Origin of the sequence: Vibrio sp. FE10, assembly GCF_030297155.1 — a bacterium.
GTDB classification, from domain to species: Bacteria; Pseudomonadota; Gammaproteobacteria; order Enterobacterales; family Vibrionaceae; genus Vibrio; species Vibrio apostichopi.
Map to the genome: position 1 here is coordinate 1,790,046 of NZ_AP028067.1, position 20,379 is coordinate 1,810,424.

Annotated in this window: 17 protein-coding genes; 14 read left to right on the forward strand and 3 right to left on the reverse strand. The window is 43.6% G+C overall.

Going from position 1 to position 20,379, the window contains the following annotated elements; all coding sequences use genetic code 11:
- The first annotated feature begins 3 nt into the window (after nt 1-3).
- From QUF19_RS08095 to QUF19_RS08115, 5 genes are all read left to right on the forward strand, one after another.
- Complete coding sequence (locus QUF19_RS08095; RefSeq protein ID WP_286298848.1) at nt 4-5,550, forward strand: non-ribosomal peptide synthetase; 5,547 nt, start codon at nt 4-6, stop codon at nt 5,548-5,550.
- Between the two features lie 160 nt (nt 5,551-5,710).
- The gene (locus QUF19_RS08100; RefSeq protein ID WP_286298849.1) at nt 5,711-7,921 is read left to right on the forward strand and encodes a TonB-dependent siderophore receptor; all 2,211 of its coding nucleotides are present in this window, start codon (nt 5,711-5,713) and stop codon (nt 7,919-7,921) included.
- Entirely contained in the window at nt 7,911-8,888 is a 978-nt protein-coding gene (locus QUF19_RS08105) for a GNAT family N-acetyltransferase (RefSeq protein ID WP_286298517.1), read from the forward strand. Before QUF19_RS08100 ends, QUF19_RS08105 begins: the two co-directional genes overlap by 11 nt.
- Nucleotides 8,889-8,962: 74 nt before the next feature.
- On the forward strand, nt 8,963-10,252 hold the full coding sequence (locus tag QUF19_RS08110; RefSeq protein ID WP_286298520.1) for a lysine N(6)-hydroxylase/L-ornithine N(5)-oxygenase family protein: 1,290 nt from the start codon (nt 8,963-8,965) through the stop codon (nt 10,250-10,252).
- A gap of 332 nt (nt 10,253-10,584) precedes the next feature.
- On the forward strand, nt 10,585-10,839 hold the full coding sequence (locus QUF19_RS08115; RefSeq protein ID WP_017059204.1) for a DUF3297 family protein: 255 nt from the start codon (nt 10,585-10,587) through the stop codon (nt 10,837-10,839).
- A gap of 100 nt (nt 10,840-10,939) precedes the next feature.
- Here QUF19_RS08115 and QUF19_RS08120 read toward each other — a convergent pair whose 3' ends face one another.
- Nucleotides 10,940-11,440: a hypothetical protein gene (locus tag QUF19_RS08120; protein WP_286298524.1), complete on the reverse strand. Its 501-nt coding sequence runs from the start codon at nt 11,438-11,440 to the stop codon at nt 10,940-10,942.
- A 165-nt stretch (nt 11,441-11,605) separates the two neighbouring features.
- A complete protein-coding gene (locus tag QUF19_RS08125; protein WP_286298526.1) occupies nt 11,606-12,316 on the reverse strand; it encodes a membrane lipoprotein lipid attachment site-containing protein in 711 nt (236 codons plus the stop codon).
- Nucleotides 12,317-12,930: 614 nt separating this feature from the next.
- Here QUF19_RS08125 and glpT point away from each other — a divergent pair.
- The 7 genes from glpT to QUF19_RS08160 all read left to right on the forward strand — a co-directional run bounded on the left by glpT (nt 12,931) and on the right by QUF19_RS08160 (nt 18,846).
- A complete protein-coding gene (gene glpT / locus QUF19_RS08130) occupies nt 12,931-14,304 on the forward strand; it encodes a glycerol-3-phosphate transporter (RefSeq protein WP_192888718.1) in 1,374 nt (457 codons plus the stop codon).
- Nucleotides 14,305-14,385: 81 nt separating this feature from the next.
- Nucleotides 14,386-15,441 carry a glycerophosphodiester phosphodiesterase gene (gene glpQ, locus QUF19_RS08135; RefSeq protein WP_286298531.1) on the forward strand — a complete coding sequence of 352 codons (1,056 nt, stop codon included), beginning with the start codon at nt 14,386-14,388 and terminating at the stop codon, nt 15,439-15,441.
- A 219-nt stretch (nt 15,442-15,660) separates the two neighbouring features.
- On the forward strand, nt 15,661-16,125 hold the full coding sequence (locus QUF19_RS08140; RefSeq protein WP_286298533.1) for an ASCH domain-containing protein: 465 nt from the start codon (nt 15,661-15,663) through the stop codon (nt 16,123-16,125).
- 95 nt (nt 16,126-16,220) lie between these two features.
- Complete coding sequence (locus QUF19_RS08145; protein WP_286298535.1) at nt 16,221-17,177, forward strand: D-2-hydroxyacid dehydrogenase family protein; 957 nt, start codon at nt 16,221-16,223, stop codon at nt 17,175-17,177.
- Nucleotides 17,177-17,701, forward strand: coding sequence for an HAD family hydrolase (locus QUF19_RS08150; protein ID WP_434784917.1), 525 nt, complete (start codon nt 17,177-17,179; stop codon nt 17,699-17,701). The genes QUF19_RS08145 and QUF19_RS08150 overlap by 1 nt, the downstream gene beginning before the upstream one ends.
- A 165-nt stretch (nt 17,702-17,866) precedes the next feature.
- Entirely contained in the window at nt 17,867-18,247 is a 381-nt protein-coding gene (locus tag QUF19_RS08155) for a SpoIIAA family protein (protein ID WP_286298537.1), read from the forward strand.
- Between the two features lie 185 nt (nt 18,248-18,432).
- The gene (locus QUF19_RS08160) at nt 18,433-18,846 is read left to right on the forward strand and encodes an NUDIX hydrolase (RefSeq protein ID WP_286298540.1); all 414 of its coding nucleotides are present in this window, start codon (nt 18,433-18,435) and stop codon (nt 18,844-18,846) included.
- A 53-nt stretch (nt 18,847-18,899) separates the two neighbouring features.
- Here QUF19_RS08160 and QUF19_RS08165 read toward each other — a convergent pair whose 3' ends face one another.
- Entirely contained in the window at nt 18,900-19,301 is a 402-nt protein-coding gene (locus QUF19_RS08165) for a YkgJ family cysteine cluster protein (protein ID WP_286298542.1), read from the reverse strand.
- A gap of 198 nt (nt 19,302-19,499) precedes the next feature.
- Here QUF19_RS08165 and QUF19_RS08170 point away from each other — a divergent pair, with 198 nt between their 5' ends.
- Both QUF19_RS08170 and QUF19_RS08175 read left to right on the forward strand, forming a co-directional pair.
- A complete protein-coding gene (locus QUF19_RS08170; RefSeq protein WP_012604036.1) occupies nt 19,500-19,661 on the forward strand; it encodes a hypothetical protein in 162 nt (53 codons plus the stop codon).
- Nucleotides 19,634-20,350 (forward strand): pseudouridine synthase, encoded by a 717-nt coding sequence (locus QUF19_RS08175; protein WP_286298553.1) that lies wholly within the window; start codon nt 19,634-19,636, stop codon nt 20,348-20,350. Before QUF19_RS08170 ends, QUF19_RS08175 begins: the two co-directional genes overlap by 28 nt.
- The last annotated feature ends 29 nt before the right edge of the window (nt 20,351-20,379 follow it).

Here is a 20,379-nt window from a genome sequence, read left to right on the forward strand (position 1 = left end):
ACGATGACTCAACCTAAAGCCACTAGCCAAGGGAAAATCGACAAACACGCGTTAGCGAACCGATTTTTACAATTGGGCAAACCAGAACAAATCAAGTTCATCGAACTGCTGAGTAATAAAGGTTTGGATTTCGAAAAGCTACCTATTGTTTCGGTTGGTAGTGAACAGAAAGTCGCGTTGTCGCCAGCGCAGCAACGCCTGTGGGATATCTATTGCTTGGATAAGGGCAACAGTGCCTATCACATGTCTGGCACGTTTCAGGTAAATGGAGATTTGGATACAGAGCGGTTAACGCATCTCGTCAATAAAGTGTTGGAGCGGCATGATGTATTACGAACACGCTTTATAACTAACGCCACCGAGCAGGTTATTCAGTTTGTCGACAAAGCTGCGGTTATGCATCCGGTGAGTGTTGATGCTAAAAGTTGGAATCAAGAGCAAGTTCAAGATGCACAACAAGCGTTTATCGCGAAGGGCTTTGAGCTTGAAACTGAATTGCCGATACGTATGCAATGTTTGCAATTGAGTGACGGTTTGTGGAAGTTGCAACTCGTCATGCATCACATTGTTTCAGATGGTTGGTCGATAGGTGTGTTCTTAAATGAGCTGATAACCCTTTATCAACAAGGAGCATTACCGGAATTACCCATTCAATATCGTGACTACTCTCACTGGCAAAGTGCCTTGTTAGACGCGGGTAATGGGCATAAACATGTTGAGTTTTGGAAGGAAGAACTTGCAGGGGCAGATTCAACCTTGTTGTTCCCTTGGCATAGTGAAGTTACACCCAACCAAAGACGTATCGCCGATACCATCACTTATGAATTGAGTGAGTCGCAGTCTCACAAGCTAAAGCAGATTGCCCGTCAATTGTCGGTGACAACTTCAAGCCTATGGTTGGGTGTTTGGCAGGCGGCTTTAGCGAAAGTCACGTATCGCGAAGATATTTCAGTTGGCGTACCGATGGCGAATCGGATACGCCATGAGGTTTCCAACCTGATTGGCTTTTTTGTGAATACCATGGTGATTCGTCAATCTATAACAACTAGTAGTTCATTATCTGACGTTATTGAAGGCGCTCACAACAAAGTACTCGAGGCGCAAGAACATCAATTGCTACCATTTGATCAATTGGTCAATGCTCTGATTAATGAACAAAAGAACATTCAGCCAAAGAGTAAAGAACCGACGAATAGCCAGCAAAAACTTTTTGATAGAAAAGCGGGCCAAACTCCGCTGTTTCAAGTGCTGTTTAATCATCAAAATTCATTGGCTGATGATATTCAGTTAGATAACCAACTTACGCTGTCGGCAGAAGACCAAAGTGGTGAATTTGCGTTATTCGATATCGCATTAGATGTTCGCGAGACTGAACGAAGAACACGTATCGTGCTGACTTATTCCAAGGATCGAATCGATTCAGAAACCATGGTTGAGCTGAATGCCGTACTTGAAAACCTGATTGGTGAATTGGAATACAACGCAGATACAAGTTTAGTGCAAATTAATCACCTGACGTCACATGATGCATCCGCGTTAGAGAGGTTATCGCAACCTGAAGGGCAATGGAGCTTTAAATCGATTATCGAATTGATCGAAGCTCAAATGAAAGCACAGCCAAATGCCATCGCATTAAAACATCAAGATCTTGAATTGAGCTATCAGCAATTGGATTCAGCTTCATCCCAACTCGCTTTCAAACTCATCGCCCAAGGTGTGCAGCGCGATCAAGCTATCGGTGTACTCTTTGAAAGAGGCGTTGAAATGATTGTTGCTATGGTCGCAGTGATGAAAGCGGGTGGGGCGTTTTTACCACTGGATCCAGACTACCCAACCGAGCGTCTGGCTTTCATGATTCAGGATTCGAAGGCTGGCTTTGTGATCACCCAACGAGGCTTAGAATTACGTTGGCAAAACATTCATTCTGAGTTTGATGTCTCCTCGTCTCAACCAGATTCATTCGTTTATGGTTCACAAGACTTAAATAACTCACTAGATCAACGGTATGAACAAGACCAAGCAGACAAACAGAGTGAACTCACACCAACCATACTCCCTGAACAGCTGGCTTACATCATTTATACCTCAGGTTCTACAGGTAAACCCAAAGGCGTGGCGATTAACCATATTGGCTTGTCGATGCACGTTCAAACCATTGGTAAGCAGTATGGTATGACATCAGAAGATGTTGAGCTTCATTTTGCTTCGATTAGCTTTGATGGTGCTGTTGAGCGTTGGACAGTGCCGTTAGCGTTTGGTAGCAAGCTTGTGATCCGAGATCAAGAATTGTGGAGTGTAGAGAAAACCTGCGAAGTGTTGTGCGATGACAAGATCACCATTGCCTGCTTTCCACCAAGTTATGTAGGCCCTTTGCTGGATTGGATTGAATATCAAAAACCACCTCTCAATGTTCGTTCTTGGACATTAGGTGGCGAAGCCTTTACCGCAGAAACTTATCAACGCTTGCAAAAGGTCGTGAACCCTCCGCGTATTATTAACGGCTATGGTCCAACAGAAACCGTTGTCACACCGATGATTTGGCGCGCATACCCTCAAGATAAATTGGACTGTGCGTATGCTCCAATTGGTCAGCCTGTTGGTGAACGTCGTTTGTACATATTGGATTCACAGCTTAATAAGGTGGCGTTTGGCAAAGTCGGGGAGTTGTATATTGGCGGAGAAGTGGGGCTTGCTCGTGGTTACTTGGAAAAGCCAGACTTAACTTCTGAGCGTTTCATGCCTGATCCGTTTACCAATACGGGTAATGGCAGTAACGAATCAATGGGCGAGCGTATGTATAGAACTGGTGATCTGGTTCGTTGGAATCACGATGGCGTGATGGAATACATAGGACGCGTAGATCAACAGGTTAAGATCAGAGGGTTTCGCGTTGAGTTAGGCGAAATCGAAAGCCGCCTCCAAGCAATATCTAAGGTTGAACATTGTGTTGTGGCTGTGAAAGAAGCTGGCCAACAAAAACAGTTGTTTGGTTATTTGCAGAGTAGTGAACCTGATCGCTTTAATCTTGATGACATTCTAGAAGCGCTTTCACGAGAGTTACCTGATTACATGATACCAAGCCAATTAATGGTGCTAGATAAACTGCCTTTAACACCGGCAGGAAAAATCGACAGAATATCTCTGCCGACGATTAGCGGGAGCGCCCAATCGATTGTGGCGCTTACGTTGCCTCAAACCGAGCAAGAGTCGTTGCTCGTAGAGATATGGCAGCAACTGCTAGGTATCGAGGAAGTAAGCTGCACGGATAACTTCTTTGCGTTGGGTGGGGATTCTATACTTTGCTTGCAAATGGTGAGCAAAGTACGCGTTGCGGGTTACAACTTAACACCACAGCAAGTGTTTGAAGCTAAGTCCTTAAGTGATCTGGCGTGCATGCTTGATATCCATAAAGTGGCAAAAGAGCGTGTTCTGACTGAAGAACCGTTTGGATTGATGCCGATACAAGCACACTTCTTTGCTCAAGAGTTTGCAGAACCTGATCATTGGAATCAGCATATTTGTGTTGAGCTTAAACAAGACATGAATACCGACTATTTGGAATTGGCGATTCAAGCGTTGGTAAAACAACACCCAAGTTTGAGGTTGGCGTTTAATCAGTATCAGGGTAATTGGAAGCAACAGTATCAATCTTATCAAGAACGCCAGTATCTATGGTTAAGCTCTGTGAAGTCCGATGATGAGTTTTCTGTGTTTGCACAAGAGATCCATCAAAGTATGGACATCGGGGCTGGAAGGTTGATTCAAGCTGGATATGCAGAATTTACTGAAGCACCGAATCGTTTGATGATAGCGATTCACCACTTAGCAGTGGACGGTGTGTCTTGGCGAATTCTATTAGATGACCTTTGGAAAGCTTATCAACAGCAAATTGCAGGACAAGCGATCGATCTGATGCCGAACTCGAGTGCAATGGATGAAACCGTTCAAGAAATTGATAAGTGGTCATCAAGCGAGCAAGGGAAGTTGATGCAATACACTTGGCATGAACTAACCCAAAAATCGGCTGATTCCATAGAAAATAAACAAGAGATAATTCCTGCTCTTTATCAAGACAAACAAGTCTACAAAACTGAGTTATCGAATGATCTAACACAAACGTTGTTACGTGTTTCATATACCAGTCACGGGGATATCCAAAGCGTGTTGATTGCTGCGTTAGTGTCAGCATTAACGAGTGAAGGCCAACAGGAAATTGCTCTGTATCTAGAGGGACATGGTCGAGAAGCATCTGTTTTTTCAGGTGTTGATCTATCACGAATGGTGGGTTGGACGACAAGTTTGTACCCAATGATTGGGCATTTCCAACCTGATATTCTTGGTGTGCTCAACCACACTCATGACTATCTAGAGAACGTTAAGCAAGATGGCGGTATCGGCTATGGCGTCAGGTATTTAAACAAAAAGACTAATGATAGTTATCGAGCAAGTGCAACGTTTAACTATCTCGGTCAGTACTCAAGTGACGGGTTTGCACACTGGTGTACGCCTATCGCAGACGGAAGCCTACCTCAATCTGGACTCAATCAGATGTTGACGCCACTTGTCGTCAATTCTCAGGTTGTGTCTGGGCAGTTAAGCCTGTCATGGGAATTTGCGAAAACACACTATTCATTAGCGGACATCGAGCAAATAGCAGAGCAGTATGTTGAGCGTTTAACGGCGCTTGTCAGTGCTATGAATGCACTAAATAGCAATCAATGCAACGCGAATCCACTACTCGTGGAAAAACTCAATAACACCACTGATGAAAATGAGCCCGTATTCTGTATCCACCCGGTAACGGGTCGTGTGACGGGCTACCAGAGGCTCGCCCAAGCACTTGAAGGCGATAGAAGCGTATTTGGCATAAAGTCACAGAGCTTTATATCTGAGAGTGTATTTGATTCCTCGTTTAAGGATATGGCCGATACCTATTTTCAAACAATAAAACAAATACAGCCTCGTGGACCATACAGATTAGTAGGATGGTCATTGGGCGGGGCACTTGCTCAAGAAATCTCATTACGTTTAGAGAAGAATGGTGACGATATTGCATTCGTCGGGTTACTCGATTGCTATGTGCCAGGTACTGAAGTTGCTGAAGATCAATGGGACTCACCAACCTCAAAAACTAAACTCATGGAACATATTTCATTACTGCTCGGTTCAATTACGGAAGCGCAAGGGCAGAGATGTTTAGAGTTGCTCGATTCCGTACCTCCTCCAAGGTGGCCAGAAGTCTTTAATACATGGTTAGCGGAAAATAACTTCGACCACTACATGGCGGACAATGCAAAACAGATGCTCTATAGCTGGGCTGTTGAACAACACATGCGTGCTTTGTGTAGCGGATATCAATTACCGAACATAAAAACCCAGTTGCATTGTTGGTGGGCAGGGCAACCAAATGGGCGCTCAGAGCTATTATCAAAAGGGTTGAATAAGCATAACAACCTTCAATATTCCTCGGTTATAGATACGGATCATTTAGGGATCGTACAGAACAATAAAGTAATCAAAGACTTATACAGACATTTGTATTGTGAATAATTTTATAAATATCTATTGCTGAGATGTTTTATTTTGAAAATTACGTGGTACACTTCGTTAAATTATTAATCGCAATGATAACTATTATCGTTATTGTTTGTGTTTTTATTGCAATTGGTTCATAGCCGTATTGAAGGAGAATTATATGAATCGGCACTTTATGCGTACCCCAACAGCTCTTGCGGTCGCTTTAGTTATATCGTCAGGAATGGTTCAGGCCAACGAAGATGAAACCGTTGTTGTTATTGGTCAGCAGCTAGAAGACAGTTCAGTAGGTCCAGATTTTAGTTACGTGGGTTTAAGCAGTCGCACAGCAACCAAAACTGACGTTGCGATAGGTGAGACGCCGCGCGCTATTTCGATTGTGACTCGCGAACAAATGGACGATCGAGCGTCAATCAGTATTGCCGATGCACTGCAGTACACACCAAGTATTCAAGCGAACTACTTTGGTGAAGACAACAAGCAAGATTGGTTTGTTATCCGTGGCTTTAAGCAAGCAAACAGTGGCTTGTATCAAGACGGAACGCGTTTGTACTCATCTGGCTTCTATAGCTGGCAGATCGACCCGTTTGGATTGGAGAGAGTAGAAATCTTACGTGGTCCAGGTTCTGCGCTATACGGTCAAACCCCTCCGGGTGGTGTTATTAACGTAATCAGTAAGCGTCCACAGTTTGATGGTGGCTCGGGTCAGTTTGCTATCGAATACGGTACTGATGATCGCAAGCAAATCAGTTTAGATGTGAATTCTGAAGTTAACGATAAGATGGCGTTTCGTCTGCAGGCGCTTGGTCGTAAAAATGGCAGCCGTGTCGATGGTGTAGAAGCTGAACGCATTTTTATCGCTCCTTCTCTGGCTTATAAATTCACAGACGACACAAAAATCACACTACTAACGAGCTACCAGAAAGACGATTCTGATCCGTACCTGCAGTTTTTACCAATGGAAGGAACGTTAACCTCGAATCCAAATGGAAAAATCAGTGATAGCACTGCAGTAGGTAATACAGATTGGGAAACCTTCGAGCGTGAACAACTGTCATTAGGTTATGAATTTGAACATCATTTTAATGACAGTACTTACTTTATGCAGAACACGCGTTACAGCAAGATGGATATAAATCTTCGTCAGATGTACTCCCTTGGTTACGCAAAAGATAACCTCTTAGGAGCATATGACCCTGCGGACAGTCAGATTCTGCGTGGGGCATCAACGGAAGAAGGTACATCGGACGCATTCAACATTGATAACCGAGTTGTGCATACATTTAAAACCGGGGTTGTAGAGCATACGCTATTGGCTGGTATTGATTACCAAAACATCGATATTGATAGCAAAGATTATGCTGCAGATCCACTTGTTGCTGATGGCAATAGTTCTATTGGCGTGCCAATACCTGGAGTGGGTTTAGTTCCAATCGCTAACCCATTGTTTGATGTGTTCAATCCATCATATAGCAATAACGTTACTCTGCTTAATTCAAGTTTTGGTGTCGTTGATGAATCTGATCGCCAAACGACTAAGACCAAAAACAATCAGTTAGGCCTGTATCTGCAAGATCAGATGATGATAGCTGACAAGTGGGCTGTTCAGATTGGTGTTCGTTACGATGATTCTCAAAACAAGACTCATAACACCACGACAGGTAAGAAAACTAAGGTTGATAACGAAGAGTGGACAACCAACTTAGGTGTTGCTTACCTAATGGATAATGGTTTTACGCCATACGTCAGTTACGCCCAGTCGTTCAATCCAATTATTCAACTTGACGTAAATGGCGACCCAGCTAAACCAGAACGCGGTGAGCAGTATGAAGTGGGTTTGAAATATCAACCGCGTAGCTTTGAAGGCTACTTCAATATAGCGGCATTTGAAGTCTCGAAAGAAAACCTAGCGCGCACTGTTAATAACCAGCTAACGCAAATTGGTGAAGTTCGTAACCGTGGTATTGAACTAGAAGCGGTGGCTAACGTAACCGAAGAGCTAACGTTAATCGGTAACGTGTCATTCATTGATTCTGAAATTACTGAAGATGCAAACAGCAGTTATGTAGGTAACACTCCGTCACAAATTGCTGATCAACTGGCCTCGGCTTGGGCAAACTACCGTTTCTTGAGTGGTCCACTTGATGGCCTAACCGTTGGTGCGGGTGCACGTTACGTTGGTGATTCATACGCTGATAATACCGAGACTAACGTTGTTCCTTCATACACATTGTTTGACGCAACATTGAGTTACCGAATCGAAGATTACAAGTTCCAAGTTGCAGCGAAGAACTTAGCAGACAAAGAGTACGTGGCTACGTGTGACTTCTACTGCTTCTACGGCGATCGCCGTAATGTGATTGCGAGCGTAACTTATGACTGGTAACCACCAGCCTTTGAACACTCTGCCCGATGGGCAGAGTGTTTCTTTAAGTGAGGCACAAGACAGTTACTGCGTGGAAGTAAGCTCAGGTGTGATTGAAGTTGTGCGTGAAACAAACCAGTTCTGGCGTTTAACTCAAATGACAGCGCTCAATACGGAGCAACTTTCTGCCTTTGCCATTCTGTTCTCTGCTAACCCTGAGATTCGAACGATTGAACTCGGACAGTTTAAAAGTGAAGTGTTGGATTCTTTGTGCTTTGAAACTGCTGAAGGCTTAAAGGTGTTATGGCGTGAAGCCGTAATGCAAACTCCCGAGCTTTGGCTCAAAAATAGAAATCGCAGCCTTTACCTGCACAAGCAAGTCCTAGACGCTGTAGGGTATCACCCAGCTAGGCCACAGCCCTTATTGGGTGAGTTGTATCGTCGTTATATTCCCGATCTTAACGCTGTTCTCACTCTAGAAGGCTTAGATGTCGACAAACACTTAACCTTCTTTAATAAGTGGCAAAACAGCCAACGTGTAGCGAATTTTTGGGAGCAAACAGGCTCACTGGAAGAACACAGAAAGTACTTAGAAGAGTCTGTCAAAAACAACAAGAATCAGCTTCTTATTGTGTGTTTAGACAATCAGCCTTTCGCTTATATCGAAGTGTACTGGACCAAAGAAGACCGAATCGCACCTTATTACGCGGCAGGGGATTATGACCGAGGTATTCATATGCTGGTCGGTGAAGAATCCTACCGTGGTGCACATAAAGTAGCGGCTTGGCTGCCTTCCGTTTGCCACTTCATCTATCTATCAGATCCCCGTACAGAAAAGATTGTTAGCGAGCCAAGAGCCGATAACGACAAGATGATCGGATATCTGCAGAAATATGGATTTGCCAAAGTAAAAGAATTTGAATTTCCGCATAAACGTGCGGCTTTAATGTGTCAGTTGAAAGACAGCTTTTTCAGTAACGAGTTCTAATAATGAAGCGGTAAGTACTGGTAAAGGGAGTCGGAATAGGGGCCTTGTACCCAACAATTATCATGAGGTTATACATGACGAAACAAATTAAGGAATATGATGTTCTCGGAGTAGGGTTTGGCCCTGCTAATTTATCGATAGCCATTGCGTTAGAAGAACAAGCTAAAGATAAAGGCTTAAGTTATTGCTTCTTGGAGCAAAAACCTCATTTTGAATGGCACGGCGGGATGCTGCTTGATGGAACAAGAATGCAAATCTCTTGTTTGAAAGATCTGGTTACGTTACGAAACCCAACAAGCCCATATTCATTCGTAAACTATTTACATACCAAAGACAGGTTAAACGCTTTTATCAACCTAGGTAGCATGAACCCTTCTCGTGTTGAGTTTAACGACTACCTGACTTGGGTTGCTAATCAATTTTCAGAACGCGTAAATTACAGTCAGCGAGTCATTGATATTGAAGCCATTGATGAAAATGGTCATAGCTCCAAAGTAAAAGTGACCTCTACCGATATACATGGCAATCAGACAGTCCGAATCGCTAAGAACCTTATTGTTGGGATGGGCGGGATGCCGAAGCTTCCAAAACAGTTTGAAGGCCATGATAACGAACAAATCATCCATTCCTCGAAGTACAAAGCGTGGCGTGAAACCTTTAAGCCAAACTCAGAGCCAACAATCGCTATAGTGGGTGCTGGGCAGAGCGCCGCTGAAATATTCGTTGATCTGACAAACCGTTATGCGGATGGTGAAGTTCACATGGTTAACCGCCGCTTTGCATTGCACCCAGCTGATGACAGCCCGTTTGTAAACGAGGTGTTTGACCCTGAGTTTACCGACCATATGTACGAAAGCACACAAGAGCAACGTGACCACATCCTCTCTCGCTTTAGTGCGACCAACTATTCAGTTGTGGATACAGAGGAGCTAAACGCTATTTATGAGCTGCTTTACCTGCAGAAAGTAACGGGGGAAGGCAACCATCAACATCTACGTTGTCATGACATCCAAGAAGTGGCAATGAAAGACGATAAAGTAGCGTTGAGACTGAATGACACGATCAACAAAACGCAAGCATGGAATGAATACGATGCAATCATTCTTGCTACTGGTTATCGATACGATGAGTTCAACCAAATGCTGAGCTCAATTGAACCTTTGATTGATAGTAAATCAGTAGGGCGTTCATACCAATTAGACATGAAGCCAAGCTGTGACGTCAAAATCTTCCTACAGGGTTGTTGTGAATCTTCCCACGGTTTGAGTGACACGCTTCTCTCTGTGTTGGCTGTTCGTTCTAAAGAAATTGTGGATGCGCTTCTTTCTAGTTCTAACCAAACGGTTGAGACTAAAAAAGCGTAATCAACATTGCTACATCGCGCCGAGCCCTTGAGCTTGGCGCTAATTTGCTAGATACATAGATAGCTCGCCCATTTTTATACTCCTTCACTACCTTTCGCTTATTCTGACCAATAATATTTTTACTTCAGTCATCGCTATTCTCAGCTCAATACTGGATTGTGTTACTGATGGTTTTATCTTGGATTCAAACAGAGCAACTACCGCTGCTAAATCAAACAACTAGACGCTGATTAAAACGATCAAGCCGATTTATTGCAGCAGTTGTTGAGCACAAAGCCTATATTGACTAGAATGACGCACTTTTTTTATTTACGTACATACAGGTAATGAACATGAGCGATACTAATTCAAGACCAGCTTTACCAGATCATCTTGCAGGCAACCCACGCAGCCCACACCACGTGGCTGAGTGTTTCGAATACCCAATCGGCATTCGTCTAAATGGTAAAGAGCGTACTGATGTTGAAGAATACTGCATCAGCGAAGGTTGGGTTAAGATCCCTTCACCTAAAGCGCTAGATCGTTTTGGCCAGCCAATGCTTATTACTCTAAAAGGCACTGTAGAAGCTTTTTACATCGACGCATAATCGCTTCGTGTAACTCGATAATGTCGAGTACAAAACGCTGTTTATAGAAGGGGCTAGAGAAATCTAGGCCCTTTTTGTTTTGGGGGTTCTCGATATGCAATTACCACGCGATACCTGCACCAATTGAGAACTCCAAGTCTTCACCTTCTGCTTTATCGAAACCTGCGGTCACAACAAAGCCACTGTCCATAATGTAGGTTGCATCTAAACCACCCACCTGTTTGGTTGAGCTATCAGAGAACTCGCGATTATCCAAAGTTACGTCCGTATGGGTACGCTTAATGCCGTATCCCGGAGTGATGTATAAATTTTCTGTGATACCAATAGGGGCCTGAAACTGATATTCGTTATCGCGTTGTTTGTATTCGTATGAACCTTCGTCTTCGTTATAAGCAGAGCGTGTGAACTCAACGCCGTAACCTAACGTGCCTGGGCCTCGATACTTAATGTAAGAAGCAGACCAATCTCTCCAACCACGCTCAGCCGATAGGCCAAATGTAATCGCCGTTTCTTCTTGGTTTTGTTCATAGGCTTGAACTTCAGAAATAGTGAAGAACAGAGTAGCGGCTATGATGAGAAGGGGAAGTTTGTTATTGGTCATTGGATCGCTCGCTTATGTATACAAAATATCGACGAATTCAGAAACGTTGAATGTCAGTAAATTAGTAACCTAGTCTGGATCTTCCTTGAGAATTTATAGTTATTTATCTTTTATCGACGTGCTGTGAACGCACCCTGACATTTCATCAGGGCGTTTGGGTGATTACTATCTTAAAGTGCGTAATTTATTAACCTGCATTTTTGTACGTACTTTAGTGACTTCAGCATGAGACGGCAGGTTATCTTTGATTTTGTTTTTTACCTCAGCCATAGGAATAAAATTCCACTGACCGTCGTAATACTTGACTACGAAAGTGTTGCGATGCATCTCCTCACGGAATACCAAAACACCATCGTCAAGACGTTTAAAGTCGCCAATCACGTTACCGTCTGTGCCGTGAACGGTCCAAAAGGTGTGTTCTGTGTCTGAGTAAGTTTTTCTCTGACCGTTAATTTCTTTTTCTCCTACAGTCACCTTTACATGGTCCTTTTCGACCAACACTTCACCAACACGTATATCATCAACATAGATACTGTAAAGCGTATGCTCTTCAGTGATCTGCTCTTTAACGGCCGCTATTTGCGCATCACCATTATCTCTATTGAAAAAAGGAATATCTCCGATCTCTGGAATATGAACAAAGCCTAAATCTGCCTCTGCGATTTTGTCTTTTAGAGTGGGAGCATCATGGCCATAGTTCGGATCTGGATTGTCGTAACCACCATCGTTATCTGTGTCATCTAGTCCAAAACCTGGGTCGATATTTTCAAAACCGTAATCTCCATCGAATTGTGGTTGTGCTGGATCTGAGTTTCCACCTGATGAGCAACCAGCTAGAACAGCAGTAAGCACAAGAGCGATAAGTGATTTGTTCATGATATTTCCTATCGTTATTTAATTTCGTAAAGGCAATGAGCGGATAACCGACTCCACTAGTCGCTGTCCTAACGCACTTAACGTTGTAAGGCTGCTGCATTGCTTGAGGTTGTACGATACGTAAACTTAGGTGTTCAATAAATAAACTGAGCAATAGGTTTAACATCAGGAATGGTTATGTGTTAGCGACAAAATAAAACGTCTATGGGTATGAGTTTAAGATGCTTCTGGGTATGAGCTTAAACGTCCTTGGGTATGAACCCTGTGTTGGTTAGTTGCAAAACTCGAGTTCTGACGAATTTCATGCCTTATAAGTAAGATCCTTTCTGTATTCCTTTCACCAAAGTACTAATAATTTGTTCGTTATCCGTTCATTCGATCAATTATTGTTCGTTAACCCCATTTCTAGAATTCAAAGGCGCAAACAAAAACATGAAGCGTAGTCTAATTAAATGAAACTAAAGTGCTGTATTTAAGGTTGTTTATTGTTAATGGCTATCTCTATCACAGAAATTAATCCTGAAGCACATACAATGCCCTGGCTTTCGAATGAGCGCTTAATTTTTTTCGTTCGAGCATTTTTAATTCTATCGCCCAATATTTATGAGGTTCCTATGTTTGGAATATTCAAACCTATGGCGCATATCGATCGCTTATCATCAGATAAGATCGATAGCACCTACACACGTTTACGATGGCAGCTGTTTCTCGGCATCTTTGTTGGCTACGCAGGTTATTACTTAGTTCGCAAAAACTTCAGTTTGGCGATGCCTTACCTTATTGAGCAGGGCTTCAGTCGCGGAGAGCTAGGTGTTGCCTTGGCTGCAGTGTCAATTGCTTACGGCTTATCTAAATTTTTAATGGGAAGCGTGTCGGACCGCTCTAACCCGCGTTATTTCCTTAGCGGTGGCTTGTTAATGTCGGCACTGGTGATGTTCTGCTTTGGCTTCATGCCTTGGGCAACAGGCAGCATTACTGCAATGTTTATCCTGCTGTTCCTTAATGGTTGGTTTCAAGGTATGGGCTGGCCGGCTTGTGGGCGAACCATGGTGCACTGGTGGTCACGTAAAGAACGTGGCGAGATAGTGTCGGTATGGAACGTTGCACACAATGTTGGCGGCGGATTGATTGGTCCAATGTTCTTATTGGGTCTGTGGGCTTTTAACGACGACTGGCGAACCGCTTTTTATGTTCCTGCATTTTTTGCCACTCTCGTTGCTATTTTCGTTTGGTTTACAGTAAGAGATACACCTCAATCTTGTGGTTTACCTCCGATTGAAGAACACAAAGACGATTACCCAGATGATTACGATAAGTCTCACGAGACAGAGATGACGGCTAAAGAGATCTTCTTTAAGTATGTATTCTCTAACAAGTTGTTGTGGTCAATTGCTATCGCGAACGCGTTTGTTTATTTGATTCGTTACGGTGTACTCGATTGGGCTCCGGTTTACTTGAAAGAAGCGAAAGACTTCTCAGTGGATAAATCGTCTTGGGCTTACTTCTTGTACGAGTGGGCGGGTATTCCTGGCACTTTATTGTGTGGTTGGATTTCAGATAAGTTGTTTAAGGGCCGACGTGCACCTGCAGGGATCCTGTTCATGGTACTCGTGACTGTTGCTGTGTTGGTGTACTGGTTGAACCCAGCAGGTAACCCAACGGTTGATATGCTGGCACTGATTGCGATTGGTTTCCTTATCTATGGTCCAGTAATGCTAATCGGTTTGTACGCGCTTGAACTTGCACCTAAAAAAGCGGCGGGAACGGCGGCTGGCTTAACCGGTTTGTTTGGCTACTTAGGTGGTGCGGTTGCTGCCAACGCAGTACTTGGCTTTATGGTTGACCTTTACGGTTGGGATGGTGGTTTCATTATCTTGGTCGGTGCTTGTGTCGCTTCAATAATTTGTCTGATTTACGCGTTCTTAGGTGAGCGTGCACATCATAAACAAAAAGAACTCGAACAACAGAAAGAAGCGTTAACTCAGTAGTTTACTAATTAGACAACGTCATACCAATAGACAGCAGAGGCAGGGATATCCTGCCTCTGTGCTATCAAAGGAATAGAAATAATGAAAACAACGTCAATGTGCCTAACTCTTTTAGCACTTAGCTTATCAACCAATGCGCTTGCCGATCCTTTAGTGATCGCTCACCGTGGTGCATCAGGTTATTTACCGGAACACACATTACCGGCTAAAGCGCTCGCTTATGCAATGAAACCGGACTACATCGAGCAAGATGTCGTGATGACAAAAGACGATCAGTTGGTTGTACTGCATGACCATTATTTAGATCGCGTCACCGATGTTGCAGACCGCTTTCCAGACCGTGCAAGAGCAGATGGCCGCTATTACGCGATAGACTTTACGCTTGCCGAGATCAAATCGTTAAAAGTAACTGAGGGTTTTAACCTCGATGAACAAGGTAACAGAGTGGCAGGGTACCCAACTCGCTTCCCAATGTGGCAGTCTGATTTCCGTGTCGCTACTTTTGCAGAAGAAATCGAGTTGATCCAAGGCTTAAACAAGACGCTCGGTTATGACGTGGGCATTTATCCTGAAATCAAAGCTCCTTGGTTCCATCGTCATGAAGGGAAAGATATCTCTAAAGCGGTACTTGCTACCTTGCATCAATATGGTTACCTATCAAAAGACGACAAGGTCTATTTGCAGTGTTTTGATGCTAACGAATTGCAACGTATCAACGATGAGTTAATGCCAGCCATGGAAATGGATCTTAAGCTCGTTCAGTTGATGGCTTACACCGATTGGAACGAAACCATGACGTACAAGGGCGATAAAGCGACGCCGTATAGTTATGACTGGATGTTTGAGAAAGGCGGCATGGCAAAAGTCGCTACCTACGCAGACGGTATTGGCCCGTGGAAACCAATGCTGGTGGACGACGCATCGACTAAAGATAACATCATCATTAAACCGTTGATGAAATCTGCCAAAGACGCAGGCTTAGATGTTCACCCATATACGTTCCGTGCTGATCCAGGTCGAATTCCGGGCTATGCCGATAATTTCGATGGCATGTTGGATGTGTTTTACAACCAAGTGAAAGTCGACGGCGTGTTTACTGACTTCCCAGATAAAGCGGTAGAGTTCCTTAACCGTTAAGCTATTCAGCAGTAACAATACACCAGCTATGAAGAGCTAAAAGCAAAGTTCAGAGGTGCTTTTAGCTCTTTCTTGTCAGCCTTGTGCCCACTCAAATACCCATTTTGACATTCCTCAGGTTTACACCGATCTCGCTCCTTGATAGGTTACCAATATTGCAGTCAGTCGCTTGCTTAAAGGCGTGTACTTACTGAACCTTATATTGAAATTGGAACCATCATGGAAGAAAGAAGCCAAGCTTATCTAGATAACTATCTAAACTCATTACCAGAAGAAATTGCTAAACAGCACACCTCATTCAGTGCTGACTATTTCTGCGGAGACGAATACAACGCCAATTTGTGTGCACAACTCATATTGAAAGGCGAAAAGCAGGCGTCTTGTAGCCTAGAGTATTGGTACAGCCATGAAGATGAAGTGATGCCGATTGTCGGACACCTGCAAGTTGTTACTGATTGGGATGGCAAGCCTATCTGTATTGTTGAGATTACCTCTGTTTCTTTGTGTCCATACAATGAAGTGACCGCTGAATTTGCTGCCGCTGAAGGTGAGGGTGACAAAACTCTAGCATGGTGGAGAAAAGCGCATTGGAACTTCTTCTCACGTGAATGTGAAGAACTCAAGATCACACCGAGTGAAGACATGGTGTTGGTACTTGAACGTTTCAAAGTGGTTCATCAATAAGTTGTGAGATTGAAACGTGCCCACGGCTTAATTGAATCTTAAGTCGTGGCACTTAGATCTCGAAAGCAGTCAAGCGATACAACAAGGAGTGTGTAGTGAAAATAGCGATATTGGATGATTATCAGAACGTAGTAAAAAACCTTGAGTGTTATAACAAGTTAGAGCTGCATGAGGTTACGGTATTCGCGGAAACTTACCTTGAAGACGAGCTTGCGCTGAAGTTATACGACTTTGAAGCACTCGTACTTATCCGCGAAAGAACCGAAATCACTGAGTCTCTGTTATCGAAGCTGCCGAATCTTAAACTGATCAGTCAAACAGGTAAGGTCAGTAACCACATCGACCCGCAACTGTGTGAACGGTTCGGCGTGAAAGTATTAGAAGGGCGCGGTTCACCTGTCGCTCCGTCTGAACTGTGTTGGGCATTGATCATGACTGCGTCTCGTCATATTCCTACTTACTCTTCAAACCTCAAGCAGAACCAATGGCAAGATTCAGGCTCACTTGGTTTAGGAAGAACATTAAAAGGCTTAAAGCTCGGCATTTGGGGATATGGAAAGATCGGACGCTGCATCGCGCAATATGCCAAAGCATTCGGAATGGATGTGATGGTGTGGGGAAGCCAAACCTCAAGAGAGCAAGCACTGGAAGACGGTTTTGAAGCGGCAGCAACCAAACAAACGTTCTTCAGCAATGTCGATTTACTCTCTTTGCACCTACGCTTGAATGACGCCACTAGAGGCTGCGTAACTTCTGATGATCTTGGCTTAATGAAGGCAGACTCACTGTTCGTGAACATCAGTCGTTCAGAGTTGGTTGAGCAAGGCGCTTTATATCGAGAACTGAGTCTGGCACCAACTAAGCGAGCGGCTGTTGATGTGTTTGATACAGAGCCTACCACCACTGACATTGAACCGCTATTATCCTTACCAAACGTCACGGCGACCCCGCATTTAGGCTACGTTGAACAAAATAGCTACGAACTCTACTTTGATATCGCTTTCGACAATATCTTAGCTTATGAGAAAGAATCATCGATGCAGGAGGCATGATGACCAACTCTATAAAAATAACAGCTCCAACCAAGCTGACTAAAACCGTCTTATTTGATTGGGGGAATACCTTAATGATCGACTTTCCAGACGCACAAGGGAAAATGTGTGACTGGGAAACCGTACAAGAAGTGAGTGGGGCACAAGCCTTACTTGCTCAATTGTCGGAGCATCACAACATCTATATTGCGACCAATGCAGCTGATTCGAGTAAAGATGACATCATCAGTGCGTTTGAACGTGTCGGATTGTCCCAATACATTGATGGTTACTTCTGTAAGGCGAGTATTGGCTTATCTAAATACGATTCTGGTTTTTATCCCGCAATCATTGCCAAGCTCGGTGTTAAACCACAAGACATCACCATGGTGGGAGATACCCTCGAAAAAGACATCTACCCTGCGTTGGAAGCTGGCTTGCAAGCTATTTGGTTTAACGCAGAAGGAAAAGTGTTTGAATCGAACCATGCGAACATTGTGCAGATTCAAAGCCTGACCCAACTATTGGATCACCTCAATGGATGACCATTTAGGTATCTGGCGTCAGTAGTTGTCATCACGTTTACGTACCGCTCAAATCCTTGATCTTAAAACACAGCGACGAGCTTGTTTGTTTTGACGTAAACCTCTCATTTATTGCCTATCTAATGCTCTAAGCTAAGTTTAGATTTCTAATATAAGGGCTAGGCTATGAGTATCGAACGTCATGGAATATCGGTTGGGATTGAACGTGTTAGCTGCGAGACCATCATCGTGTTTAAAGCGAAAGGAAAGCTGACACACGACGATTATCAAGCAATGATGCCAATCCTTAACACAACAATAGAAGAGATCGATTCATCCGCATTGAAGATGCTAGTCGACATCTCAACATTAACGGGTTGGGAACTGCGCGCCGCGTGGGATGATTTCAAACTCGGTTTAGAACTCAACTCTAAAATAGACAAGATTGCTATTTATGGCGATAAAAGCTGGCAAGAAATGGCATCAAAAGTCGGCAGTTGGTTTGTGTCGGGTGAGATTAAGTCATTTGAAGATCATGACTCTGCTATAGAGTGGCTAGTTGATTAACTTAACCACAGTTTAGTTCTTATGACAGCTGGCGAGTGTTTTACTTGTAGGCTGTCGTTTATCGATTCTCAAAGTCATTTCCTAAGCAATTCAATAGAATATGTTCACTGCTGCATGTAACATGCGCCTGCCGCGATACGCTCGTGCTAACCAGAATAATAAACACAATAACAAGGTCTAAGAACATGAATAAGGTAATTGATAAGCTCGCTTGGATATTCATTGAAGATGGCAAGCTGCTGATGGTGAGATCAAAAGGCAAAGAGTTGTTCTACTTGCCGGGCGGAAAGCGTGAAGCAGGGGAAAGTGACGAGCAAGCATTGGTACGCGAAATCAAAGAAGAAATATCGGTAGACCTAGTGCCTGATTCAATAAAATACGTAGAGACGTTCACTGGCCACGCTGACGGCAAAGCAGAAGGCGTGTCAGTGCAGTTGACGTGTTACCTTGCAGATTATACTGGCGAACTCGCTCCAGATGCTGAAATTGAAGAGCTTAAGTTTGTTGATGGCAACGACAGAGCAGTATGTTCATTAGCTGCTCTTGTTGCGCTTGATTGGTTAGAAGCAAACCAGTATTTACCACTTATCAGTAAATAATGGCTCGTTGATATAGAACGACTGTTTAGTCAGGATCTTTATAAGATCAGTGCTTATGAAAAGCTTGAAGGGCGACTGTCTTTCATTAAAAGGTCGAGTTTTCTTTGAGCTTTTTTCGTATCTTGTAAATCCACCACCTCGATCATCTCACACTCATCTCTTACCATCTCATTGATTAAGCTCGGATAATGGCGGCAATCTTCAGGTCGGTCTAAGTAAATGCTGCACGTATATTTCGCCTGAGCATTCTTATCTTTCGTTGGAACAACCTCTAGGAAAGGGCAACGACTTAAGCGTTCGCCAGATTTAGGATCAAACCAGATCTCACTACCGCGAACATATTCAAAGATGTCTGGGTTGAACAGCTCCCACAAATCAATCTCTTCTTGAGTCGCGGCAAGGTCACCATCTCCATATTTGATACAGCATTTTCCGCATTGATTACAATTTTTCATTAGTGACTTCATTGGTTGGTGAGCTTTTGTCATTTTACCACTGATAGCCGTGGCACGTTGATTTTGTTGTCCATCGCGCGGAATCTGAAAAGAATCACCTCATCTGATACTTATTTATCTAGGTCACAACACTGCAAACAGGGCTGTAAACAGTGATACAATTTGCGCCTAGCAAGTTATTAAAACAAAGGCATGAAAATGAGAACCGTATACACCACCGAAGGCGACATTAACGCAAAGAAACAGAAAGACGCTTACCCAAAGTTGGCGCTATGTGATAACTGCGTTCGAGACTATGTGGTGATTGCTCAAGGTGAACGTACCTACAAGCCTTGTGCGAAATGTGGTGCAGACGATTAATGCGCCTTGATAAATACCTTTGTAAAAGCACAGAACTAACAAAACTCGAAGCCGTTCAGCGAATCCAAAACGGTGAGGTGACTGTGAACAGTGTGGTTGTGCTAGACGAATCTACTCAGGTTCATGAAAGTAACACCATCTTGCTTAATGGTGATGCATTGACGCTACGCGCATTTCGATACATCTTAATGCACAAGCCAGCGGACACCATCTGTTCCAATATCGACGAAGTTTATCCATCGCTTTTCAATTATCTAGAGTTAGATAAAGCCTCAGAACTGCATATTGCAGGGCGATTAGACGCCGATACAACTGGTCTAGTGTTGATTACCGATGATGGCCGTTGGTCTTTCAATATCACTTTACCGACCAAGTCGTGTAAAAAGGTGTATCGTGTGACATTGTCACGTGATATCAAAGACGATGTCGCAGATAAATTCAAAGTGGGGGTTCAGTTGCAAGGTGAGAAGAACCCCACGCGCCCCGCAGAACTAGAAGTGATAAGCCCGAAAGAGGTGCTACTGACCATCACAGAAGGTAAGTTTCATCAGGTTAAACGAATGTTTGCCGCAGTCGGTAACCGAGTTGTAGGGCTTCACCGAGAGCAAATAGGCGAAGTAAGTTTAGATGTCGAAGAAGGCCTGTGGCGATATCTCACCAAAGATGAAGTTGCGTCTTTTAGCCAGTAACTGAAACCTATTCAAGAGTAAGCCGAGCT